This is a genomic window from candidate division WOR-3 bacterium (assembly GCA_026418155.1).
In the GTDB taxonomy this organism is placed as follows: domain Bacteria; phylum Hydrothermota; class Tepidihabitantia; order Tepidihabitantales; family CAIPLT01; genus JAOABV01.
The window spans coordinates 36,487-58,389 of record JAOABV010000006.1 but is presented as its reverse complement, the minus strand read 5'-3'; the positions used below and the strand labels follow the sequence as shown (position 1 = coordinate 58,389).

Annotated in this window: 33 protein-coding genes; 15 read left to right on the top strand and 18 right to left on the bottom strand. The window is 36.5% G+C overall.

Translation table 11 applies throughout. The features are described 5' to 3' along the window. Nucleotides 1-211: 211 nt before the first annotated feature. The 4 genes from tyrS to rpsR form a co-directional block, all read right to left on the bottom strand. On the bottom strand, nt 212-1,417 hold the full coding sequence (gene tyrS / locus N2201_01755; protein ID MCX7784944.1) for a tyrosine--tRNA ligase: 1,206 nt from the start codon (nt 1,415-1,417) through the stop codon (nt 212-214). A 29-nt stretch (nt 1,418-1,446) separates the two neighbouring features. Then, complete coding sequence (locus N2201_01750) at nt 1,447-1,929, bottom strand: bifunctional nuclease family protein (GenBank protein MCX7784943.1); 483 nt, start codon at nt 1,927-1,929, stop codon at nt 1,447-1,449. A 72-nt stretch (nt 1,930-2,001) separates the two neighbouring features. Continuing rightward, nucleotides 2,002-2,445, bottom strand: coding sequence for a 50S ribosomal protein L9 (rplI, locus tag N2201_01745; protein MCX7784942.1), 444 nt, complete (start codon nt 2,443-2,445; stop codon nt 2,002-2,004). Nucleotides 2,446-2,482: 37 nt separating this feature from the next. Then, on the bottom strand, nt 2,483-2,695 hold the full coding sequence (gene rpsR / locus N2201_01740) for a 30S ribosomal protein S18 (protein MCX7784941.1): 213 nt from the start codon (nt 2,693-2,695) through the stop codon (nt 2,483-2,485). Between the two features lie 112 nt (nt 2,696-2,807). Between rpsR and N2201_01735 the strand changes: the two genes are divergently transcribed. From N2201_01735 to N2201_01665, 15 genes are all read left to right on the top strand, one after another. After that, nucleotides 2,808-3,005, top strand: coding sequence for a hypothetical protein (locus N2201_01735; GenBank protein ID MCX7784940.1), 198 nt, complete (start codon nt 2,808-2,810; stop codon nt 3,003-3,005). A 357-nt stretch (nt 3,006-3,362) separates the two neighbouring features. Next, a complete protein-coding gene (rpsM, locus tag N2201_01730; GenBank protein ID MCX7784939.1) occupies nt 3,363-3,752 on the top strand; it encodes a 30S ribosomal protein S13 in 390 nt (129 codons plus the stop codon). Between the two features lie 14 nt (nt 3,753-3,766). After that, nucleotides 3,767-4,138, top strand: a complete 372-nt coding sequence (rpsK, locus tag N2201_01725) for a 30S ribosomal protein S11 (GenBank protein MCX7784938.1) — start codon at nt 3,767-3,769, stop codon at nt 4,136-4,138. A 382-nt stretch (nt 4,139-4,520) separates the two neighbouring features. After that, the gene (gene rpsD / locus N2201_01720; GenBank protein MCX7784937.1) at nt 4,521-5,132 is read left to right on the top strand and encodes a 30S ribosomal protein S4; all 612 of its coding nucleotides are present in this window, start codon (nt 4,521-4,523) and stop codon (nt 5,130-5,132) included. Between the two features lie 57 nt (nt 5,133-5,189). Beyond that, a complete protein-coding gene (locus N2201_01715) occupies nt 5,190-6,200 on the top strand; it encodes a DNA-directed RNA polymerase subunit alpha (GenBank protein MCX7784936.1) in 1,011 nt (336 codons plus the stop codon). A gap of 3 nt (nt 6,201-6,203) precedes the next feature. After that, on the top strand, nt 6,204-6,593 hold the full coding sequence (gene rplQ, locus N2201_01710; GenBank protein MCX7784935.1) for a 50S ribosomal protein L17: 390 nt from the start codon (nt 6,204-6,206) through the stop codon (nt 6,591-6,593). Between the two features lie 6 nt (nt 6,594-6,599). Then, nucleotides 6,600-6,980, top strand: a complete 381-nt coding sequence (locus tag N2201_01705; GenBank protein ID MCX7784934.1) for an aspartate 1-decarboxylase — start codon at nt 6,600-6,602, stop codon at nt 6,978-6,980. After that, nucleotides 6,946-7,674, top strand: a complete 729-nt coding sequence (locus N2201_01700; GenBank protein ID MCX7784933.1) for an NTP transferase domain-containing protein — start codon at nt 6,946-6,948, stop codon at nt 7,672-7,674. The genes N2201_01705 and N2201_01700 overlap by 35 nt, the downstream gene beginning before the upstream one ends. A gap of 48 nt (nt 7,675-7,722) precedes the next feature. After that, complete coding sequence (locus N2201_01695) at nt 7,723-8,133, top strand: LytR C-terminal domain-containing protein (protein MCX7784932.1); 411 nt, start codon at nt 7,723-7,725, stop codon at nt 8,131-8,133. A gap of 142 nt (nt 8,134-8,275) precedes the next feature. Beyond that, entirely contained in the window at nt 8,276-8,620 is a 345-nt protein-coding gene (rsfS, locus tag N2201_01690) for a ribosome silencing factor (GenBank protein ID MCX7784931.1), read from the top strand. Next, a complete protein-coding gene (argS, locus tag N2201_01685) occupies nt 8,617-10,200 on the top strand; it encodes an arginine--tRNA ligase (protein ID MCX7784930.1) in 1,584 nt (527 codons plus the stop codon). Before rsfS ends, argS begins: the two co-directional genes overlap by 4 nt. Nucleotides 10,201-10,260: 60 nt before the next feature. Next, nucleotides 10,261-10,719 (top strand): PTS sugar transporter subunit IIA, encoded by a 459-nt coding sequence (locus tag N2201_01680; GenBank protein ID MCX7784929.1) that lies wholly within the window; start codon nt 10,261-10,263, stop codon nt 10,717-10,719. Nucleotides 10,720-10,801: 82 nt separating this feature from the next. Next, the gene (locus N2201_01675; GenBank protein MCX7784928.1) at nt 10,802-11,152 is read left to right on the top strand and encodes a C4-type zinc ribbon domain-containing protein; all 351 of its coding nucleotides are present in this window, start codon (nt 10,802-10,804) and stop codon (nt 11,150-11,152) included. Between the two features lie 223 nt (nt 11,153-11,375). Then, complete coding sequence (locus N2201_01670; protein MCX7784927.1) at nt 11,376-13,298, top strand: hypothetical protein; 1,923 nt, start codon at nt 11,376-11,378, stop codon at nt 13,296-13,298. Between the two features lie 111 nt (nt 13,299-13,409). Further along, on the top strand, nt 13,410-14,618 hold the full coding sequence (locus N2201_01665; protein ID MCX7784926.1) for a hypothetical protein: 1,209 nt from the start codon (nt 13,410-13,412) through the stop codon (nt 14,616-14,618). A 154-nt stretch (nt 14,619-14,772) separates the two neighbouring features. Here N2201_01665 and N2201_01660 read toward each other — a convergent pair whose 3' ends face one another. From N2201_01660 to rplB, 14 genes are all read right to left on the bottom strand, one after another. Beyond that, nucleotides 14,773-15,099, bottom strand: a complete 327-nt coding sequence (locus tag N2201_01660; GenBank protein MCX7784925.1) for a hypothetical protein — start codon at nt 15,097-15,099, stop codon at nt 14,773-14,775. A 378-nt stretch (nt 15,100-15,477) separates the two neighbouring features. Continuing rightward, nucleotides 15,478-16,629 carry an ABC transporter substrate-binding protein gene (locus N2201_01655; GenBank protein MCX7784924.1) on the bottom strand — a complete coding sequence of 384 codons (1,152 nt, stop codon included), beginning with the start codon at nt 16,627-16,629 and terminating at the stop codon, nt 15,478-15,480. Between the two features lie 165 nt (nt 16,630-16,794). Beyond that, entirely contained in the window at nt 16,795-17,184 is a 390-nt protein-coding gene (gene rpsH, locus N2201_01650) for a 30S ribosomal protein S8 (GenBank protein MCX7784923.1), read from the bottom strand. Between the two features lie 58 nt (nt 17,185-17,242). Next, nucleotides 17,243-17,428: a type Z 30S ribosomal protein S14 gene (locus tag N2201_01645; protein MCX7784922.1), complete on the bottom strand. Its 186-nt coding sequence runs from the start codon at nt 17,426-17,428 to the stop codon at nt 17,243-17,245. A 114-nt stretch (nt 17,429-17,542) separates the two neighbouring features. Further along, nucleotides 17,543-18,088 carry a 50S ribosomal protein L5 gene (gene rplE, locus N2201_01640; protein ID MCX7784921.1) on the bottom strand — a complete coding sequence of 182 codons (546 nt, stop codon included), beginning with the start codon at nt 18,086-18,088 and terminating at the stop codon, nt 17,543-17,545. Nucleotides 18,089-18,090: 2 nt separating this feature from the next. After that, nucleotides 18,091-18,411 (bottom strand): 50S ribosomal protein L24, encoded by a 321-nt coding sequence (rplX, locus tag N2201_01635; protein ID MCX7784920.1) that lies wholly within the window; start codon nt 18,409-18,411, stop codon nt 18,091-18,093. Next, on the bottom strand, nt 18,408-18,776 hold the full coding sequence (gene rplN, locus N2201_01630; protein MCX7784919.1) for a 50S ribosomal protein L14: 369 nt from the start codon (nt 18,774-18,776) through the stop codon (nt 18,408-18,410). The genes rplX and rplN overlap by 4 nt, the downstream gene beginning before the upstream one ends. Nucleotides 18,777-18,802: 26 nt before the next feature. Beyond that, nucleotides 18,803-19,048, bottom strand: a complete 246-nt coding sequence (rpsQ, locus tag N2201_01625; GenBank protein MCX7784918.1) for a 30S ribosomal protein S17 — start codon at nt 19,046-19,048, stop codon at nt 18,803-18,805. Beyond that, complete coding sequence (gene rpmC / locus N2201_01620) at nt 19,045-19,275, bottom strand: 50S ribosomal protein L29 (protein MCX7784917.1); 231 nt, start codon at nt 19,273-19,275, stop codon at nt 19,045-19,047. Before rpmC ends, rpsQ begins: the two co-directional genes overlap by 4 nt. A gap of 85 nt (nt 19,276-19,360) precedes the next feature. Continuing rightward, the gene (gene rplP, locus N2201_01615; protein ID MCX7784916.1) at nt 19,361-19,789 is read right to left on the bottom strand and encodes a 50S ribosomal protein L16; all 429 of its coding nucleotides are present in this window, start codon (nt 19,787-19,789) and stop codon (nt 19,361-19,363) included. A 4-nt stretch (nt 19,790-19,793) separates the two neighbouring features. Further along, nucleotides 19,794-20,432 (bottom strand): 30S ribosomal protein S3, encoded by a 639-nt coding sequence (gene rpsC, locus N2201_01610; GenBank protein MCX7784915.1) that lies wholly within the window; start codon nt 20,430-20,432, stop codon nt 19,794-19,796. After that, nucleotides 20,432-20,785, bottom strand: a complete 354-nt coding sequence (rplV, locus tag N2201_01605) for a 50S ribosomal protein L22 (GenBank protein ID MCX7784914.1) — start codon at nt 20,783-20,785, stop codon at nt 20,432-20,434. Before rplV ends, rpsC begins: the two co-directional genes overlap by 1 nt. Then, on the bottom strand, nt 20,785-21,078 hold the full coding sequence (rpsS, locus tag N2201_01600) for a 30S ribosomal protein S19 (protein ID MCX7784913.1): 294 nt from the start codon (nt 21,076-21,078) through the stop codon (nt 20,785-20,787). Before rpsS ends, rplV begins: the two co-directional genes overlap by 1 nt. Next, the gene (gene rplB, locus N2201_01595; protein ID MCX7784912.1) at nt 21,078-21,902 is read right to left on the bottom strand and encodes a 50S ribosomal protein L2; all 825 of its coding nucleotides are present in this window, start codon (nt 21,900-21,902) and stop codon (nt 21,078-21,080) included. Before rplB ends, rpsS begins: the two co-directional genes overlap by 1 nt. Nucleotide 21,903 lies beyond the last annotated feature (1 nt).

Here is a 21,903-nt window from a genome sequence, read left to right as displayed (position 1 = left end):
GGATTGAACTTACTGGCGCAACTATAAAATAGTAGTAAATCATTGAGGGGACAGAATAATGTCCCCTCAATGANTCTCAAATTAATTCAAAGAGAAGTACTCAAAGAGGTAAATCATTACTACTATAATACCCTCCTCAAGAAATCTGCATTACCAGATAACTAACAAAATTAAATATTTTTAATGATATAAAAAATAGATTTTAACTTTATTAATATGTAGGTAATACTCTGCAAAACTTACGTTTGCCGACCTTTATAATAACTGGTTTTTCGATATTAAGTTCGTAATTTATATCTTTGACCTTTTGGCCGTCTATCTCAATTGCGCCCTCACTGATTTTTCTTCGCGCTTCACTTTTTGAAGGCAATAATTTTGCCATCACTAACAATTCAACAACATTAATCCGCTGAACAGGTGAAACAAACTCTTCTATCTCATCCGGTATTTTTTTGTGTTTGAATACCAGTTCAAATTCTTTACTTACTTGTTCGGCAATTTCTTTCGAGTAATATAATGAAACAATCTCTTTTCCTAATCTCTCCTTGAAAATTTTGGGGTTCTGCCCAGCCTTAATATCATCTTCGATTTTTCTAATTTCCGATTCTGTAAGATTAGTACACAATCGGAAGTATTTTATAATTATTTCATCAGGAATCGACATTATCTTACCAAATATTTCTTTGGGTGGTTCAGCAATACCAATATAGTTATTATAAGACTTGCTCATTTTTAATTTGCCATCCGTCCCTTCTAAAAGCGGCATCGTCATAACAACCTGCGGCTCTTGATTAAATTCTCGCTGCAATTCTCTACCGACCAAAAGGTTCCAATACTGATCAGCACCACCTAATTCAATATCGGCTCTAACCGCCACTGAATCATAGCCTTGAAACAAAGGATAAAGGATTTCGTGAATAAAAACCGGTATGCCTTGATTTAACCTTTGACTAAAATCTTCTCGTTCTAATATTCTTGCAACTGTGTATTTAGATGCTAAATTTATAATATCTTTACTGGTTAATTGATTTGACCATTCGGAATTATAACGAAACTCAGTTCGTTCCGGTAATAAAATTTTAAATACCTGGTCTCGATATCTTGCTATATTTCTTTTTATCTCTTCTTCGGTCAATTGTGGTCTGGTCTTAGAACGACCTGTTGGGTCGCCAATACTACCTGTAAAATCACCGATGATTAATACCGCAGTATGTCCAAAATCCTGAAATTGTCTTAGTTTTCTTAAAACAACCGCAAAACCTAAATGAATATCTGGCCCTGACGCATCGATGCCTAATTTTACTCGCAAAGGTTTGTTAGTCTTTACACTTCTATCAAGTTTTTTCTGTAAATCTTCTTCACTTATTATTCTTTCGGTTCCCCTAATCAACTCAGCCAGAATTTGTCTTTGGTCCATTAGAAATTATATTCTAATTTGTATTATAATTACATTTTATAATTACCGAATTCTTCCGGTGGAATATTACGAAGGTGCTGGCGAAGTTCTGATAACCGCGCCTCCTCTTCTTCGGTCATTGTGATTCCTGCTTCATCCATAACCTCTTCCGCAACATAAATCGGAGCTTGAACTCGTAAAGCCAATCCTACCGAATCTGATGGCCGAGCATCTACTGAAAGAATTTTGTTATCGTTTTCAATGATTATTTCTGCAAAGAATGTATCGTCTTTTAAGGCTGTAATAATTACGCGTTTGACCTTAATTTTTAAACCTTCAATTATCAATTTCATCAAATCTAAAGTCATCGGTCTTGATAATTTTACATTTTCTAAAACATAAGCAATCGCCGCGGCTTCAATTGGACCAATAAATATTGGTAAAATTTTATTACCGTCTACTTCTTTTAATAACATCACGGGTGAATTATTTTGAGAATCGAATAGAACGCCTGCGACTTTTACCTCTATCATAAAAATCTCTGAATTACTTTAGACTATAAGTCTGTGACAATGATTCTTTTTCTGGATATTGTCAAAATTGAATTATACTTGGACTGGAGTAACCCAAAGTTTAACAGTTGCCGAGACTGCACCTAAATTGACAGGAATATCATATATCCCTGGTTCTTTAATCGGTGAAGATAATTCAATTTTGTGACGGTCAATTTCAAATCCATTTGCTTTCAGTAATTGGGCGATATCGGCATTAGTAATCGCACCGAAGGCACCAGTTTCCCCCATCCTTAGCTCAATTTTAAGCGAAAGTGTTTCCAGTTTCTCTGCTAAATTTTTAAGTTTTTTAAGTTTCCGTTCTTCCCGTTTTAATAACTCAGCTTTAATTGCCTCTATTTGATTTAACCGCTCCTTGGTTGCATAAATCGCTAGCCCTTTGGGTAAAAGATAATTTCGGGCATAGCCATCTCGGACCTCAACTACTTCGCCCTTTTTCCCTAAACGTTCTACATCTTGAGTTAGAATAATCTTCATCCGATAATATAAAGATATTAAAAATAGACCACTTCGGTCATCTTTTTACATATGAGAGAATCGCAAGATTACGTGCTAATTTTATTGCTTTCTTTAATCGCCTTTGATGCCGAGGACAGGTCCCAGTATACTGCGCAGGAAGAATTTTGCCGCGTTCGCTAATGAAGTTTCTCAGCACTGGATTATTATAACTGATTACCTGTTCTTTGCGTTCACAAAAGAAACAATGTTTTCGTTTTCTTATCATCATTTATAGCATACTTAATTTTTTTGCTTCTGTCAAGTATTAGTTAAAGGGGGACAGTGCATATATTGTGTGTAAATTTAGACTTGATATTTTCAAAATAAAAGTGTATTCTCCTATGACAGACAATTTTAATAACAATAAAAAAGAAAATACCCCTAATGGAAGAGAAAAGAAATTAAACAAAATTCTTTATGCTATCTTAAAGAGTATTATAAAAAGTGCTAAGGAAACACTTACAGTGCGCATCCGTATCAGAGAACTCACAGAAAAAATAAGAAACATATTCAATAAGTTCAATTTATTTATCCAATAGCAAGAATTGACATTTCCGTCCAGTGAGTTCATTGAAAAGAAGTCTGAAAAATCAAGTTTTGCCGATTAATATAAGGAACTTACCCCACATTACTTATTTTGCTGTGTTTTTAAATAGTTCCAGAGCGCTTTTCCAGAACACTATGTTTTTGAATAAACGGTTAAAATTAATTTTTGCTAATTTCAAGACCTGTTTCACATATCCATTATAATTAAATCTCATAAACTGTATAGTATCTCTTGAACACATTGCATTTTATCCTTGACAAAACAGCAAATTTTATGTATAAATTATATTATTTGTTCAAAACTAAGACTCTTAATAATAATTTAAGAAATAATAATTAGGAGAATTTAAATGGCAAGAATTGCTGGTGTTGATTTACCAGATACTAAAAAAATCCTTTACGCTTTACCCCATATTTATGGGATTGGTCTAAGTACGGCACGGAAGATACTTGATAGCACAGGTGTTGACCCTAACAAAAAAGTTATGGAATTGAAAGATGACGAAATTGCAAAAATTCGTAAAGAAATTGAGACTAATTACAAAGTTGAAGGAGCGCTACGAGCAGAGGTTGCGGCAAACATCAAACGCTACATCGAAATCGGTTCTTATCGTGGATTAAGGCATCGTGCTGGTTTACCTGTTCGTGGTCAACGGACTCGAACTAATGCCCGAACCAGAAAAGGTCCAAGAAAAACTGCAGGTGTCATAAAGGTTCGCGAAACGACCAAACCTAAGTAAGAAAGGAGACCAAAGTGAAAAAATCAGTTAAACGCAAAGTTCCGCCAACCTGTATCGCTCATATCCTATCTACTTTTAATAACACAATAGTAACTATTACTGACCCGGAAGGCAATGTTTTATGCTGGTCCTCGGCTGGCCGGATTGGTTTTAAAGGTGCTAAAAAAGGGACTCCCTTTGCTGCACAACAATGCGCTGAAGCCGCTGGTCGTGAAGCAGTTACACTAGGCGTCCAAAAAGTTATCATTGAAATAAAAGGGCCCGGTCCTGGTCGTGAAGCGGCAATTCGTTCTTTACAGAATGCCGGATTAAAAATTACCGCTATCCGAGATGTAACCCCAATTCCCCATAATGGCTGCCGACCACCTAAGCCGAGAAGAGTATAGTATTTCTTACTTGCTAAATTAAAAATCCTCTCGAATAATTCTGTGTTCGTTCCACCTTAAATTAATCCTAATGAAATTCCATAAAGAACCAAATGCTTTATGACAAAAAAATAATCAAATTTAGTCATATTGTTATAACTACAGAGATTTTTATAACTACAGAGATTTTTATAACTGCAGACATTTTTATAACTCCAGACATTTACAAGCTGCTGAGATTAACGAAATAAAAACTCTCAACATTCAAATATAAAATAATGATATAGATTTTAGGTAATCTTGTTATGGTAAATTTTGGGTCTCTTAAATCCGAATAAAATTCTACTAAATCAATTTTTAATGATTGACAAAAAACAATTTTTATATTAAAATAGACACTTATATGGCACGAAACATAGGTCCTATTTGTAAACGGTGTCGCAGCGCCGGCGAGAAACTCTTTCTCAAAGGCGAAAAATGTTACACTGATAAATGTGTATTGCCTAAGCGGTTAGAAAAACAGGTTGACCGCGGTAAAAAACTTTCACAGTATTCTATCCAATTAAAAGAGAAACAAAAACTTAAAGCAATATACGGTGTATTAGAGCAACAATTTCATCTCATCTTTTTGCGTGCTCAAAAGAAAAAGAATCCTGGAGAACAATTATTAGTCTCTTTAGAACGTCGTTTAGATAACACTGTATATCGTTTAGGTTTTTGCAATTCCCGAGCACAGGCAAGACAGTTTGTGCGTCACGGACATATTTTAGTAAATGGTAAAAAGGTTAACATTCCTTCTTATGAAGTAAATCCTGATGATACGATTTCGATCAAAGATAAAAAAGGGTTAGAAATGGCAAAGAAAATCCTGATCGATAAAGAACCGACTACGGTCGATTGGCTCCAATTAGATAAAGATAATGTTATCGGTAAGGTACTACGACTACCATCTCGTGAAGATATTAAAGATATACCAGTAAATACTCAATTAATTGTCGAACTCTATTCAAAATAAAATTATGAGATATTATAATGTTAATTCGCAAAGAACAGACAATAAGTTAATAAACCTATGAAATTAACACCCATTTTATTACCGGAAAGTGCAGTTCTCGAAAAAGAAACTGCTACCAGTAATTACGGAAAATTTACTATTACTCCCTTAGAAAAAGGTTGGGGGCATACTATCGGTAACGCCTTACGTCGAGCCCTGCTTTCATCAATTCAGGGTGCGGCAGTAACTCAAGTCCGTATTAATAATGTGCTCCACGAGTTTTCTACTATTCCCGGAGTTATTGAAGATGTATCACAAATCATATTAAATATAAAAAAGATTCGTATGCGCTTAGATTCCGAAACTCCTAAACTTTGTTATCTCCATGCAAAAGGCATAAATGAATATAAGGCTAAACATTTAACTGTGCCGCCTGAAATCATTATTGCTAATCCTGAGCAAACCATTCTTAATATTACCGATGCCAATCAAAGCGTCCACATTGAATTACGTGTTGAAAATGGACGGGGTTATATTCCTGCGGAACGATTAAAAAAACTTGGCAGTTATCCTGAAGGCACCATTTTCCTTGATGCTTTTTTCTCACCAGTTAAAAAAGTGAATTTCTGGGTAGAAAACACTCGGGTTGCGGACCGAGCTGATTATGAAAAAATAATTTTAGAAATTTGGACTGATGGAACGGTATTTCCAGAAGAGTGTTTCATTCAAAGTGCCACAATCTTAAAAAATCATCTCATAAACCTTATTCCTACTGAAAAAGAACCGGAATTTATTATGGCTGAACGCTATGACAAAGAAAAGCAACGATTAATTGACCTTCTTAAAATGGATATCGAAGAGTTGGAACTTTCAAATCGAGCTCTTAATTGTCTCCGAAAAGGGCGCTCGAAAAAAACTGGGGAAAAGGTAAATATTATAACCGTTGGCGATTTGGTCAGCCGTACCGAACGCGAAATGCTTGACATCGAAAATTTCGGTCGCAAGTCTTTGGAAGAAGTTCGTAAAATCTTAGAAGCACATGGCTTAAGTTTTGGCATGGATGTTACAGAAATAATGAAAAAGGAGTGAGCTGTGCGTCACGGCAGAAAAATAAAAAAAATAGGCCGAACTGCTGCACATCGAAAAGCGTTAATCAAAAATATGCTCCGATCCTTATTCATCCATGAACGAATTAAAACCACCTTAGCCAAAGCGAAACTGGTACAAAAACATGCTGAACGATTAATTCGGTATGCTCAAAATAAATCAGTTGCCCATCAACGCTATGTTTTTAGATTTTTACAAAACAAGCAGTTAGTAAAACATTTAGTCGATGAAATAGCCCCAAGGTTTCAAAACCAACAAGGAGGATATACCCGAATTTTTAAATTAGAGCACCGAGTAGGGGATAGTGCCGAAATGGCGCTGTTAGAACTCACTATCAAAAAAACGAAGGAAAAGGAAGGAACTAAGAAAACTTAAATGTGAATGTTACGGTTTCTTTTGAAATCTAAAATCCAACATTTAAAAGTAACGGATAAAAATCTTCTTACAGACTGCAGTATTACCATTGACGAAGAATTGATTCAACGCGCTGATATTTTAGAAGGAGAATTGGTTCAGGTAATCAATAACAACAATGGCGCTCAATTCGAAACCTATGTTACGAAAGGTGAAAAAGGTAGTGGCACCGTGTGTCTTAATGGAAGAACTGCTACCTTGGGAGAAATTGGCGATGAACTAACGGTTTTATCTTATGCGGCAATGGAAACCGTTACTGCCAGAAGTTTTGAAGCCAAAAAAATAACTGTCGCTAATAACAATTGTATAATTAATGACCGGAATAATTCTCGCAGCCGGGAAAAGTAAACGAATGGGACTTAACCATTCGAAAGTGTTACTGCCTCTAAAAGGTCGTCCCGTACTCGCCTGGATTATAGAACTGGCCCAAAAAGCCTCACTAAACCCAATTATTGTCGTCATTTCTCCTAATAATCTTGAAATTAAAGATATTTTTAGTGATTATGGTATCCAGTTTGTTATTCAACCTGAGGCGAAAGGAACTGCTGATGCTGTTAGGGTTTGTGCGCCGTTATTATCAGTAAATGATGACATTTTAGTATTATACGGCGATGTTCCATTATTAAAATTATCCACGATTAAAGAATTAATCGAGGTCTTTTATAGAGAAAAAGCCGATGCGACAATATTGACTGCAATTTTAGACAACCCGTCAAGTTATGGTCGAATTGTTCGCAACGAGCAACAAGAAATCATTGCTATCATTGAACATAAAGATGCCGGACCTGAAATTCAGAAGATTAACGAGATTAATACCGGCGTTTATGCTTTTCGTTTTGCAAAACTAAAACCGATTTTAGATACCTTACCCGCCAGTTCCAAAGATGGCGAATATTATCTAACTTCGGCATTAACCGAAATTATTAAACAAGGTGGTAAGGTAAACTCTGTAAGAACAAAAACACCGGAAGAAAGTTTTGGTATCAATACACCGGAAGAATGGGAACGCGTAAAAAAATTATTTAATACTCAATGTGATTAAAAAATGAAGCGGTTCTTAACTATAATTATAATCTTGCTGACCGTTTGTTTGGGCCTAGCATTATTTTCTATTGCCTACCGATTTTGCAAACCGAAAAAAATCATTAATTCTGATTTTAGTAAAATTCGAATTGAAATCATAAACTGTTCGGGTATTGAAAAACAAGCTCGAAAGACCCAAGATTTTCTGCGAAATTTTGGTTTTGATGTTTATGAATTAAGAACCGGAAAACAAATCATTGACCGGACTACGGTTATTGAGAGAGTCAACCCTCAACTGTCTAATGCTATGGCCGTAGCGAACATAATGTCTTATCAAAAGAAATTAGGATTTTTGCCTATTAGTCGAAAAGTCCTTCCGGAAATCCAAAAAGACATTGATTCTCTATTGTATATAGAAGTTACTGTTGTTCTTGGTCGGGATGCCGAAAAATTTATCAAATCTGTTCAACTGCCGTGAATAAAATTTATTTTTTTAGTAATCGACCGGCTCTATTTCCAAGATTAAAGTGTAATTAAAACATATTATGCTTATTACTCAATGTATATTAATTGCAGTAAAACTAAATATTGGGTTCATCTATACCTAAAATACTTTTTTAATGGCAATTAGTAAAAGAAAATTAGAAAAGATAATAAATATTATTTTAGAGAAAAAAGCTGAAAATGTCTTATTGTTAGATTTGCGCCACATCTCTCCCATCACAGATTTTTTTATAATTTGTACTGCGCAATCTACACTTCACGCTCAAGCAATCTGTCGCGATTTAGATACAAAATTAAAAAAGATTAATCTTTTCCCTCATCATATTGAAGGGTATCAAGTAGGTCAATGGATTCTCTTAGACTATTGGGATTTTATTATTCATATTTTTTTAGCCGATGTGCGAGAGTTCTATGGTTTAGAAAGACTCTGGGGTGATGCGCCTCAAAGGAGATTTGTTTGATTAGCAGGACCATAAATCATTTAATCAATCAATATGTTCCTCAAGTTCCAACGCAACACGAAATAGTTTTTCTCAAAGATTCTAAAATCGGCGATTATGCTTCAAATATTGCATTCCTCTTAAGTAAAATCCAAGATCGTCCGGCGACAGATATCGCAAACGAACTCCAAAAGAAACTACTTTGCCATCGCGATATTTTTTCCGATGTGGTAGTAGCAGGTCGGGGTTTTATTAACTTTTTTCTTAACCGCCAATTATTGCTCAAGGAATTAGCCAAAGCCGCAAGACCTGACTTTGGCAAATTAGACCTTGGAAAAAGAAAAAAGATTTTAGTGGAATACATCTCAGCAAATCCCACTGGACCCTTAAATGTTGTCCAAGCTCGGGCTGGTGCCTTAGGTAATGCCTTAGTAAATTTATTACGCTATGTCAATTACGATGTTACTTCAGAGTACTATATTAATGATATGGGAACGCAAATAGATTTACTTTATGAATCGCTTTTAGCCCGTATCAAACAAATTCAAGGAGAATCTGCGACTCTGCCCGAAAATGGTTATCCTGGAAGTTATTTAGTAGAAATTGGCAATTTAATATTAAAGAATAATCTCCCTAATTCTGAGTGGCGCTCATTTCTCTTAAATCAAATTATCCAGATGCAAAAAGAATCTTTAACAAAATTCGGAATTATCTTTGATAACTTCGTGCGGGAGAGTTCGGTCGCCCGATACCAAAAAGTAGTTTTAGAAAAGTTAACCGATTGGACTTATAAGAAAGATGATGCACTGTGGTTTAAGTCTTCACAATTCGGTGATTCGGAAGATCGCGTCTTAATCACCGCGGACAATCGTCCAACTTATTTTCTTTCGGATTTGGCATATCATTGGTATAAATTTGAACGGCATTTTGAATATTTAGTAAATATTTGGGGACCTGACCATCACGGTTACATTGCCCGAATGAAAGGAGGAATTGCATGTCTGGGATTTGACTCCCATCGGTTAATAATTATTATTGCGCAACAAGTGTCTTTAACGCGTAATAATCAAAAAATTGCGATGTCGAAACGACAGGGCGAGTTTATCACCTTGGATGAAGTTCTATCCGAAATCGGCGCCGACGCGTTAAAATTTTTTCTGTTAATGCGCAAAGCGTCACAACATTTAACCTTTGATTTAGCCTTAGCCCAGAAGACCTCACAAGAAAATCCCGTATATTATGTCCAGTATGCTCACGCTCGAATCAATAGTATTATTAGATTTGCTCAGGAAAAAATTACCGAAGGTTGCGCCATTCCGGATTTGAACTATTTGAACACTACCGAGGAACGAGAATTAATAAGAATGCTCTTACATTATCCTGAGGTCATTGCGACTGCGGCAAATAATTTTGAACCGCATCATCTTATTTATTATGCCTTAGAACTTGCAACGACCTTTCATAAATTCTATGAGAATGTTCGCGTGGTAACCGACGATGTTCCAACAACCTTGGCTCGAATTTATCTCTGCCGGACAACTCAAAAAATCTTAAAAGACATTTTATCGATAATTGGTGTTTCTGCACCAGAAAAGATGTAAATCCTGATTATGAAAAGAATTCATCTTAGTCTTTTCAGTCAGTAATTGTAGGAGGTAATCTTGACATTAACATCGTTATTAAGACCCGAACGCATTAATTTAAACTTAAAAGCAAAAAAGAAAATTGATGCCTTAAAAGAACTTGTCAGTTTATTAAAATCCGGTAGTGATGCCGAATCGTTATTAGAAACATTATTAACTCGAGAAGAATTAGGTTCCACTGGTATTGGTAAAGGAATCGGAATTCCTCATTGCCGGTCTTTATTAATCGATAAACTGGAAATTGCTGTTGGCCGTTCACAAAAGGGTATTGATTTTAATGCAATTGATAAGAAACCAGTTTATCTACTATTTCTTATTGTTGCGCCACCTCAAGACCCCGGTAATCAATATCTAATCACATTAGGCCGAGTGGCAATGATTTGTCAAGAACTGACCTCAAAAAAGCGAATTTTTGAGCCACAAACTCCTGAAGAATTTATTGCTTTAATAAAATCATTAGAAGAAAAGATAAAATAGTCTGTCCTAAACATTAAATTGATTGACAAAAATAAATTGTGATACGGTAATAAGTTAGGTACAGACCAAAGGATTTTCGTCAATGAAAAAACAACTGAACCTTTTGCGGGCATTAGAAGAATTAGATCTGCAATTAAAGGATATCGCTTCACCTGACTACAAAAAGATTGGTTTTAAGACTCCCAAGCCTACTTTAGATTTTATTCAAACCGCAGAAAAAAAACGTGAAGAAATCGCCCAAAAAATTGACCCAAATCTACTCGCTACATATAAACGAATTATAAAACGATATGGTGGTCGGGTTGTGGTTCAAGTAATTAATGAATTCTGTGGTGGGTGTTTTATGAAATTACCTTCGGAATATGTTTATCGGTGTCGAACCGAAATTGTTAATTGCCCCAACTGCGGTCGCTTTCTATATTGGGTGAAGTAAAGTTATCCCAAATAATTGACCATAAGATAATTTTTTCCTATTAAAACACAATTGGCATAGTAACACATCCGGATTTTAATTGACAAACTATGCATCAGCACATATAATGAAACTGAAACATGCTAATTAAAAAAATTTTATTGTAAGATGAAATTTTTCTCCTATTTGGTATAATAACAAATCCTTGATAAACTATGAATAACACATATAATGAGTCTAAAAAATGCCGATTAAAAAAATTATTTGTGGTATTCTAATTTTTATTTTTTTCTTAGGTTTCAATTGTTTTAAGCCCCCAAAATGGCGTTCAGATATTACAATACCTTTGTATGCAAAACTCTTTTCCATTCGGGATTTTATTGATACCAGTTACTTTAGAATTAATAACGATTCATCATTGCAATTTTATAAAGCCGGCAAATTAGATACCTTTTGTTTATTAGACTCAATTGAGATTCGTGACCGATTAGATTCAACCTATACCAGATTACCAGATTTTACTTTTTCTAATTTGGCTTCAGGTAATGTAGTTTTAAAGATACCCCAGATTGTTCCTGGTTTAGTCTTACCGGACACAACTGTGCATATTAGCGTCCCGGCTTTTACCCGAATTTATGATACATTGCTTGAGACAGATAATATCCGAAGCGTCTTTGTTCGTTCAGCGGTTCTGCGGATTTCTTTATGGAATTTTTCTCATTTACCTTTTGATTCTGTAAGTTGCTCAATCTCTAATATAAGTCTTATAAACCTATTAGGACCCGATTCAATGGCAGGCGTAGAGTTTTCTCACCGCATAGAAAATGCCAAGATTGATAGTATGTTTGATGTTCAGATAAAATTTGCTTCCAGCGGCACTGGCACAAATTTAATTCCAGTTTCTAAATATGATTCAGTGAGATTTTATGTTAAATTTGATTCAGTAAAAATTGACTCCGGTAGTTTTCGGTCATTACAGCCACGCACGGTTCGAGTCACCAAACAAAAAATCTATACGCTGCCCATGAACTATCAGATTACAATTAGTGATTTGATTTTTCACGACGGCGATTTATCAGTTACCCTTCATAATGGCTTTCCTGTTGCCTGTTCAGTCCGAGTGATAGTCCCAGAATTGTCATTTGGTGACACTCTGTTTGTTGAAGATTTTGATAGTACCCATATAGCAATTGATTTAGCCAACCGACTCTATCAAAACTTCTCATTAGATTCGACTCCTTTAACATTAAGAACCATCATTGAATTTGAACTCGGTCCACAATTTGTCAACTTTGTTTCAGATAATTTTGTCAAAGTATCCTGTTTAACCAGTAATCTTAAAGTTGATTCCCTTGCCGGTAGAATTAAAGATACGCTTAAACACTATTTCCCTGCTGAAACGATTAAAATTAAACTCCCTGACATTCTATCTAATGTCAATGTGGCAAATGCTTATGCAAGTTTAATGTTAATAAATGGTGTGTGGTTTCCGATTTATTTAACATTAAATATGTGTGCCTTGAATAATAATGGTGATAGTTTAGTGCTGGATACGACTTTTTATCTTGAAAGAGGAACACCTCAACAACCAGACATCGAGACGCCTTTAATCAATTTTACGCGCTTCGTTAATTTTCATCCCGATAATGTGATTTTTAGATTAAATATCGCATCTTTTGGTCACGGTTGGATGAGTCGACATTCGTTTAACACCGCTACTTATGAAGTAGCAAGTCCGATGCGATTATTTTTGCAATCGGATACAGTAGTATTTGGTCCTGAGACTCTAAAGATTGATAAAGATACCCGAGAACAGATTAGAAAAAATACATATGGCGGAACATTTAATGGACTTATCTCTAATCATTTTCCCGCAGGGATGTCAGGCGAACTGCTACTTAAAAATTCGTTTAGTGATTCCGTAAGAATAAAAATTGCGGTTCCTCAAGGACTGACAAATAATGCTGGAATTGTTATGGCTCCGGTAGACACTAATATTACTTTAGCCCTTAGCGAATCGGAAACCAAAATCTTTGCTGATTCTCTAATAAAAGTTAGTCTCTATTTATATATTCCCCAAACTGATACAATAACTGTGATGGGTAACGATTATTTTCAAGTCAAAAACTCATATGCTAAAATTAGACTTGGGCTACCTCCGGATTAAATCGTCAAAAAATCGAATTGCATAAAATTAACTATCGAAAATAATATGAAATTCTGTCTTTATCAGAATAACATCTTCTACAAAAAATTTTATGGTTTGACTATTTTAATTTTGATTACCAATTCTATCGGAGGTTTTTCTTATACGACTTCAAGATTTCTTGAGCCCAATCCAGCATACTGGCCGATGTCGAATAAACCGGCATATTCGTTAAGATACCTAAACTTTGCTATTGGGATTTTCAATAATTCGATTTCTTTCTCAAGTTATAATCGTAATTTTAACCAAGACCCAGATTGGGACAGCATTCAAAAGAGAACAATTCTTAATAGCGTGCCCAATGCTGGTTTTAAGATTAATGGTTCAGGAACAGCACTTCCAATTGCCTTTTTTACACCTTGGGCTGGCATTTCTTTTCAATATCACGAATTAGTCTCAGCCAGACTTCCCAAAGAATTATTTGAATTGGTTTTACTGGGAAACGAACTTAATCGTGCATATGACCTATCTAATATTGCCGTCAATGAGCTTGGTTATTTTGACTTGGCATTATATCTGGGTTATCCTTTAATAAATAAAGAGCGTGAAATTGAATTGCTAAAACTTCCTGAAATCCAGTCATTAAATATCGGGTGCCGGATTCATGGACTTAAAGGCAGAGGAATTATTGCTACTGACACTGCTTACGGAATGTTAATTACCACACCAGATGCTTTTATCGCTCGCGAAAAACTATTAATCTCAACCGCTTCTGGCTCTAATATTAGTTATGCATTGGATTTCGGAATGACAGTTCAACCCTTAACAAATCTTATGTTAGGATTAGCAATGCTTAATCTTAATAATGGATTTTACTGGACTCAAGAACCAAAACAGATGCTGCTTAAAGTTGATATTGATTCACTAAGCCTACAACGATATTTAGATACCTCGGATATTAATGTCTTTGTTCACTCTGAGGATACATCCTACCCAATTGCTCCATTTAAGACTGGAATGCCTGCAAAAATCCTATTGCAGGTCGGCTATCAAGCGACTGATTTTTTGATTCTTTCTTCTAACTACTATTATTATCTTTCTCGTAGTAAACTTGTTGATAATATTGCGCACTCGATACACTTAAATTTAGATTTCTTAGTTAAGCGGTTCTTTAATCCTGAACTTACCTTTGAAACTGACTTCAAAAATATCAGTATTAAAACAAATTTTAGATTTGCCCTAAAAGGCTTCAATTTCAACCTGGGAGTAGTCCAAAGAAATGGACTTTTTACAAAATCAAAAGGATTGGGACTTGACTTAAATTTTGCTCAAAATTGGTAAGGCTCTTCATATTAAGATAATATTCTTTCATAATATCATATCACACAGAATATCTGCCAATATTAGCGGGTAGTTGTCATAAGAAATAAGATATTATCAATGTTTGGGAAAATTCTGGTAAATTAAAGATAAACATATTTTTTATCGCTCATTTTTAATGTTCCATCCCGCTGTCTTTTGTTACTAAACATTTCGGATGGCTTGATTGACCTTCTCGATAATCTGGTAGGTAAGCCGGTCGGCAAGCCAGGGGGCAGGCCGGGGGGCATACCCCTCGGCAACCCGCCGGCATACCCTTCTGACCGCCTAATCTACAGATAGTTAGATTACCCTTTAAGTGACCGAATGATTTAACCTCTGAATTATCAATAGGATAGCAGATAAAATCGCCTACTCTTTTACCCCCTCGGTCAAACAGGCCTGTGGCTCGTTTGATAAGTGCTGTTGTTTCTATTATACCAATAAAATAATATAGTCCCAATTTTTCACAAAATTTGATGATATTTCTTTATTATCTCATAAAACATCTTAGTCACAAAAGGTTGACTGAACTTCTTTATTATACTCATAAAATACTATAATTTTCAATTTTCCCCCAAAATTTGATTACAACTCCGTTTACTCGGTTAAACAGGAAAACTGATATAAGTTTTTAAGAGTTCACACCTGTTTAGGATAAAAGGCTTTGAAGTTTCCTTTGGAGTATTGACTATATTCTGATGACTGGGGTGATTTTCTATATGACTAACTTTAATCTGTTTTAGATTAAGTTCCAATATCGAAACGCACCTATCTTATTAGTGACCAGATGAAAATAAAATATGACTATGAGGCTTATACGAGTTCTCTATTATTTCAATTATGGTTGGACTGTTGCAATATATTTTTGTTCACCGTTCTGATATTGCAAAATCACGGCATTTTTCACTGGGTTGCCAAATGCATCAAAAGTTATATTTCCTGATACCGTGGGAAAATTTGACAATCGGGTTAGAGCATCACGCACTAATGCTGGGTCATCTTTACCGGCAAGTCGAATCCCTTCGATAAGTAATAATGTTGCATCATAACCGAGTGTTGCTAAAGCATCAGGTTTTGCCCCATATTTCTTTTCGTATTTCTGAACCCATTCTTGAACTTCAGGTCTCGGGTCTTGAGGTGAATAATGATTGGTAAAATAGCCCCCATTTATTGCATCGCCAGCAATTTTTGTCATCTCTGGTGAATCCCAGCCATCGCCGCCTAAAAACACTGATTTAATCCCTAAAGCCCGTGCCTGCTTTACAATTAAACCTACCTTATTATAATAATCTGGGATAAACAAAACATCAGGATTTTCTGCTTTCACTTTAGTTAATAATGCTGAAAAATCAACATCATCTTTGCCATAAGATTCGTAAACCGATATTTTGCCACCTAATTTAGTAAAAGCATCTTTATAGAACTCAGCCAGTCCTTTAACATAATCATTAGAAATATCGTAGAGGATGGCCGAAGTTTTGGCTTTTAAGTTTTCGATGGCAAATTTTGCTGCGACGGTTCCCTGAAATGGGTCAATAAAACAAGCCCGAAAGATATAATCTTTACGCTCGCCATTATCTCTGACAGTTACTTTGGGATTGGTTGAAGTCGGAGTTATCATAACAACTTTGGCTTGTTGGCATATTTCAGAAAGCGGAATCGAAGATTTCGATGCCACAGAACCAATAATAAATTTAACTTTATCCTGATTGATGAGTTTGCTGCAAGCATTCGCTGCTTCGGTGGGGTCGTTTTTGTCATCCGCGGTGATTACTTTTAACTGCTTACCATTAATACCACCTTTAAGATTAACTTCTTCAATGGCTAAAAGCACACTATTGCGCACGGATTCGCCAAAAGTCTTAACATCACCGGTTATAGGCACAATCAAACCAATCTTAATTATATTGCCCTCTTTCGGACCACAACTAATATTAAAAATAAAAAGACCCAAGAGGACTAATAGGCTAATAATAAATGATTTTTGCATAGAGCGACTCCTTAATTTTTATATTTAAATCTCAATACATCCTTGGCTAATTTTTATTTTAAGCATTCCCAACCTGCAAACAAAATCTCAGAGAATGCATAATAGAAAAAAGCCAACTACAGAAAGGACCTAACATTATCTAATGGCATTAACCGAGTTTTCTAATTACCAAATTTGACAGATGACTTCGCCGCCAACGCGTTCTTTTCGCGCTTCACGGTCAGTTAATACGCCTTTGGGTGTAGAAAGAATGGTAATGCCTAATCCCCCAATGGCTAAGGGAATTTCTTTATAACTACAATAAACCCGGCGTGATTGATGGGAAATTCGTTTGAGTCCGAAAATTGCAGGTTTACCATCTTCACCATATTTCAATTGAATATTGATAGTTTTTTTTACCTTGCTCCCACCAACAGTGAAATTATTGATATAACCCTCTTCTAACAAGATCCGGGCAATTTCATATTTTAGTTTCGTATAAGGAATTTTAACTTCTTTATGTTTCGCTTTTAAGGCATTACGTATTTGTGTTAACATATCAGCAATTTGGTCCATATCTTATCTCCCGTTTAATTGGTTGTAGTTTAGCAATTTGTTTGTTACCATTTAACGCTTACCAAGTCGCTTTGCGCAAACCCGGAATTTCTCCTTTTAATGCCAATTCGCGTAAACAAAGTCGGCATAAACCAAATTTTCGATAGTAGGCCCGACGACGAAAACACCGCTGACAGCGATTATATTTTCTTACCGCAAATTTAGGTTCCCGCTGAGATTTAACAATTAAACATCTTCGTGCCATTATTGTTCATTCTCCTTTATTAATACCAAAATTATACTTATATCTTGTGGCCAATTCTTGAGATTACGCTTAAACTGGTGTGAAATTAGTATCTGGTCTATTCTTTTTCCCATTTTACTTTCCTTTTCGAAACGGCATACCTAATTCTTCTAATAAGGCTTTAGCCTCGTCATCATGTTTTGCATTCGTCACCAGTGTAATATCCATTCCGAAAACTTTTTTAATTTTACTGACCTCAATCTCTGGGAAAATTATCTGTTCTGAGATACCTAAGGTATAACCGCCGCGACCATCAAAGGATTCGGGCGAAAAACCTCGAAAATCACGAATCCGTGGTGCTGCAAAATTAAAGAAGCGGTCAATAAACTCATACATTCGATTACCCCGCAAGGTAACTTTAGCTCCAATCGGTAAACCGGCTCTTAACTTAAATGCTGAAATTGCTCTTCGTGCTCGCGTGATAACTGGTTTCTGTCCTGTAATAACCGCTAAATCTTCACTGATAACTTCTAATATTTTTGGGTCCGCAACCGCTTCACCGGCCCCTACATTAATCACTACTTTTAATAACCTTGGCACCTGATGGATATTTTTATAACCAAATCGTTCCATCAAACTCTTTCTAATTTTAGTATAATACAGTTCCTTTAATCTTGGCACCATTAATCAATAATCTCCTCACAAAGTTTACAGATTCTGGTTCGTTTACCTTCAATTATTTCTCTTTTTACTTTTGTCATTTTGCCGCATTTGGGACATAATAGAGCCAATTTGGAAATATCTAAGGGGTTGGGTAAATCGATAATACCGCCGGGTTGATTGGCTTTTATGGTCCTTTTATGTTTCTTCGCCAAATTGACGCCTTCAACGATTGCTCTTATTCGGTCCTTTTCTTTAATGACTTCTAAGATTTTTCCCCGTTTGCCTTTTGACTCACCGGAGATAATTTCAACTAAATCACCTTTTTTGATTTTAATACTCATATTACCTCTGCGGCTAATGAAACAATTTTAGTGTATTGGCGGTCTCGAACTTCCCGAGCTACTGGTCCGAAGACTCTGGTTCCTCTTGGTTCGCCTTTATCATCAATCAAAACACAAGCATTATCATCAAAGCGAATATAAGTTCCGTCCGGGCGTCGATATTCTTTTCTTTGGCGGACAATTACTGCTCGGGCTTTATCGCCTTTTTTAATTGGAGCATTCGGTAAAGCGTCTTTGATTGTAACGACCACGACATCACCAACATAACTAAATCTTCTTTTGGAACCGCCCAATACTTTAATAACCATTGCGACGCGCGCACCTGTATTATCAGCAACAGTCAAGCGTGTAAAATCTTGTATCATACTATTTATGTCTTGTCTTTAATAATTTACGCATTTGATTCATAAATTCTTACGACTCGCCACCGTTTTAATTTTGAAAGTGGTCGGGTCGATTCTAAAAGCACTTTGTCGCCAATTTTACACTCGTTTTTCTCATCGTGGGCATAAAGTTTAGTCCGTTTAGTAATATATTTTTTATATTTCGGATGCAACACTTTTCGTTCTACAATCACGACAACAGTTTTATTCATCTTATTACTGATAACTCTTCCCATTACTTGTTTTGCCATTATTCTTTCCTTGGTTTAGTTTCGGCAGTAGTTTTTGCCGGTTCTTGTTCCTTTTCTTTCAGAATTGTCATTAAGCGTGCAATATCTCGTCGCAACATTCTGAGACGCAGGGGATTGGGAAGTTCTTCTGTTGCTCGTCGCATTCTAAGTTTGAAATGTTCGTCTTTCAGTTCTTTTATCATCCGCGCAATTTCTTCTTTAGTCATATTACGAATTTCTGAAGGTTTCATAATCTATTCCTTACTATTGGCACCAATATTATCTTTCCGGGCAATAATACACATTAATTTAAGCTGTGCTTGCAGAGTATAATCTTTAATAAGCCTCATAACTTATCTCTTCTCGATGGATAATATGGCTTTTACATGGTAATTTACTGGCTGCGCGTCTTAAGGCTTCAGCGGCCTCATTTTCTGGCAGACCTTCTAATTCAAAAATGACTCTGCCTGGTTTTACCACGGCAACCCAAAATTCCGGATTTCCTTTGCCTTTTCCCATTCTCGTTTCGGCTGGTTTTTTCGTAACCGGTTTATCCGGAAAGATTCTAACCCAGACCTTACCGCTCTTTTTTAAGAATTTGGCGATGGCAATACGTGCAGCTTCAATTTGTCGTGCGGTAATCCAGGCTGGCTCTAATACCTGTAAGCCAATTTCACCAAAATCCAACTTATTCGCCCGGGTGGCTTTACCTTTTCGACGACCTCGTTGTTGTTTGCGATACTTTACGCGTTTGGGCATCAACATAGTTTTAACTCCTTGCTTCTGGTGTCACATCGCCTTTATAAATCCAAACTTTACAACCAATTGTGCCGTAAATCGTTTTCGAGACCGCACAGTAATAATCAATATCGGCTTTAAGGGTTTGGAGGGGAACTCGACCTTCTTGATACCATTGGGAGCGAGCAATTTCCGCACCGGCTAACCGACCTGATACCATAACTTTAATACCTTGAGCGCCTAATCGCATTGCTTGCGTTACTGCCCGTTTCATTGCTCGTCGGTGGGCGACGCGTTGTTCCAATTGCCGGGCAATGCTTTCTGCTACTAATTTGGCTTCTAATTCTGGTACGCGAACGGCTTCAACCACGATTTGGACATCTCGGTTAATAAGTTGCTTTATTTCTTGTCGGAGGGCATCTAATGCTTGTCGACCCTTACCAAAGACAACGCCGGGTCGAGCAGTATAAATCGTAATAGTTGTTTTCGCCACCACGCGTTCGATTCTAATATTCGCAATCATTGCATCTTGTAGTTTTGTTTCAATATATCTTCTAATCTTCAAATCTTCTAAAAGATAATCGCGATAGTTTCTGGAACTGAACCAAGAAGATTTCCAGTCTTTAGTAATGCCTAATCTAAATCCAATGGGATGTGTCTTTTGGCCCATTACCGAATCTCCTCTTTAGTGGCAACCGTGATATTAATATGACAGGTTCTGCGTAAAATCATATTGGCTGAACCTCTGGGACCGGCCCGGAATCGTTTCATCATTGGTCCGGGGTCAGCAGTTGCTGATTTAACAAACAAATCTTTTTCCTCTAATTTTGCTTTACCCACTATAACCATCGCATTGGCTACGGCTGATTTCAATGTTTTAACAATCGGTGTTTTGGAAGGTTTCGGCAGAAAGCGCAGAATGGCCATTGCTTTGGGAACGGGTTTATTTCGAATTAATCTTAAAATTCGGTTCATCTTCTTAGGTGACACTCGTTGGTATCGGGCTCGAGCAACTGCTTCCATTATTCTTTCTCCTCTTCTTCTTTCTTTTCTCGTCGCTGGCCAGAATGAGCGCGGAAGGTTCTCGTTGGTGCAAACTCACCTAAACGATGACCTACCATTCTTTCGGTAATATAAACCGGAATAAATCGATTTCCATTATGCACGGCAATGGTATGACCGACAAATTCGGGTGGAATCTGTGACCTGCGGGCATAGGTCTTAATAACTTTTCTTTCTCCGCGTTCCGTAATCTCTTTGATTTTCTTCAGTAGTTTCTCATCAATATATGGTCCTTTTTTCGTTGAGCGTCCCATTATTTTCTCCTCTGGAGGATAAGTTTTGATGAATGTTTTTTGCTTTTGCGGGTCTTTTTACCTTTCGCAATTAATCCTTTTTCCGAACAGGGATGTCTACCACCTGATGATTTTCCTTCACCGCCACCCATCGGATGGTCGACTGGATTCATTGCCACTGCTCGCACCCGCGGTCGAATGCCACGGTGACGAGAACGTCCGGCTTTACCAATCGAAATCTCTTTATGGTCAAGATTAGATACTCTGCCAATCGTGGCATAACAATCTAAAGAAAACTTTCTAATTTCCGAAGAAGGCAATTTAATTACTGCATAATTTCCTTCTTTGGCTAATATCTGGGCAGCAGTTCCAGCACTACGAACTAAATACGAATTATAGTTAGGATAGAGTTGCAGGTTATGAATTTCTACTCCGACCGGAATTGCGGATAACGGCATCGCATTACCGGGTTTAATCGGTGCTGATTCTCCAGACATAATTGTATCCCCCACTTTTAAGCCTTCTGGTGCCAAAATATATCGGTATTCACCATCTTTATAACACACCAAAGCAATCCGTGCCGAACGATTTGGGTCGTATTCGATTGTTTTGACTGTGGCTTCAATATTATGTTTATCCCGCTTAAAATCAATTATCCGATAATGTCGCTTTTCGCCGCCACCGCGATATTTTGCAGTAATTCGACCCAGATTATTTCTGCCACCTTTCTTCGGTGCTGGAACTAATAACGGTTTATACGGTTCTGTTGTCGTAATCTCTTCAAAAGTGGAGACCGTATAATATCGTCTCGATAACGGAGTTGGTCGATAAGTTTTAATTCCCATA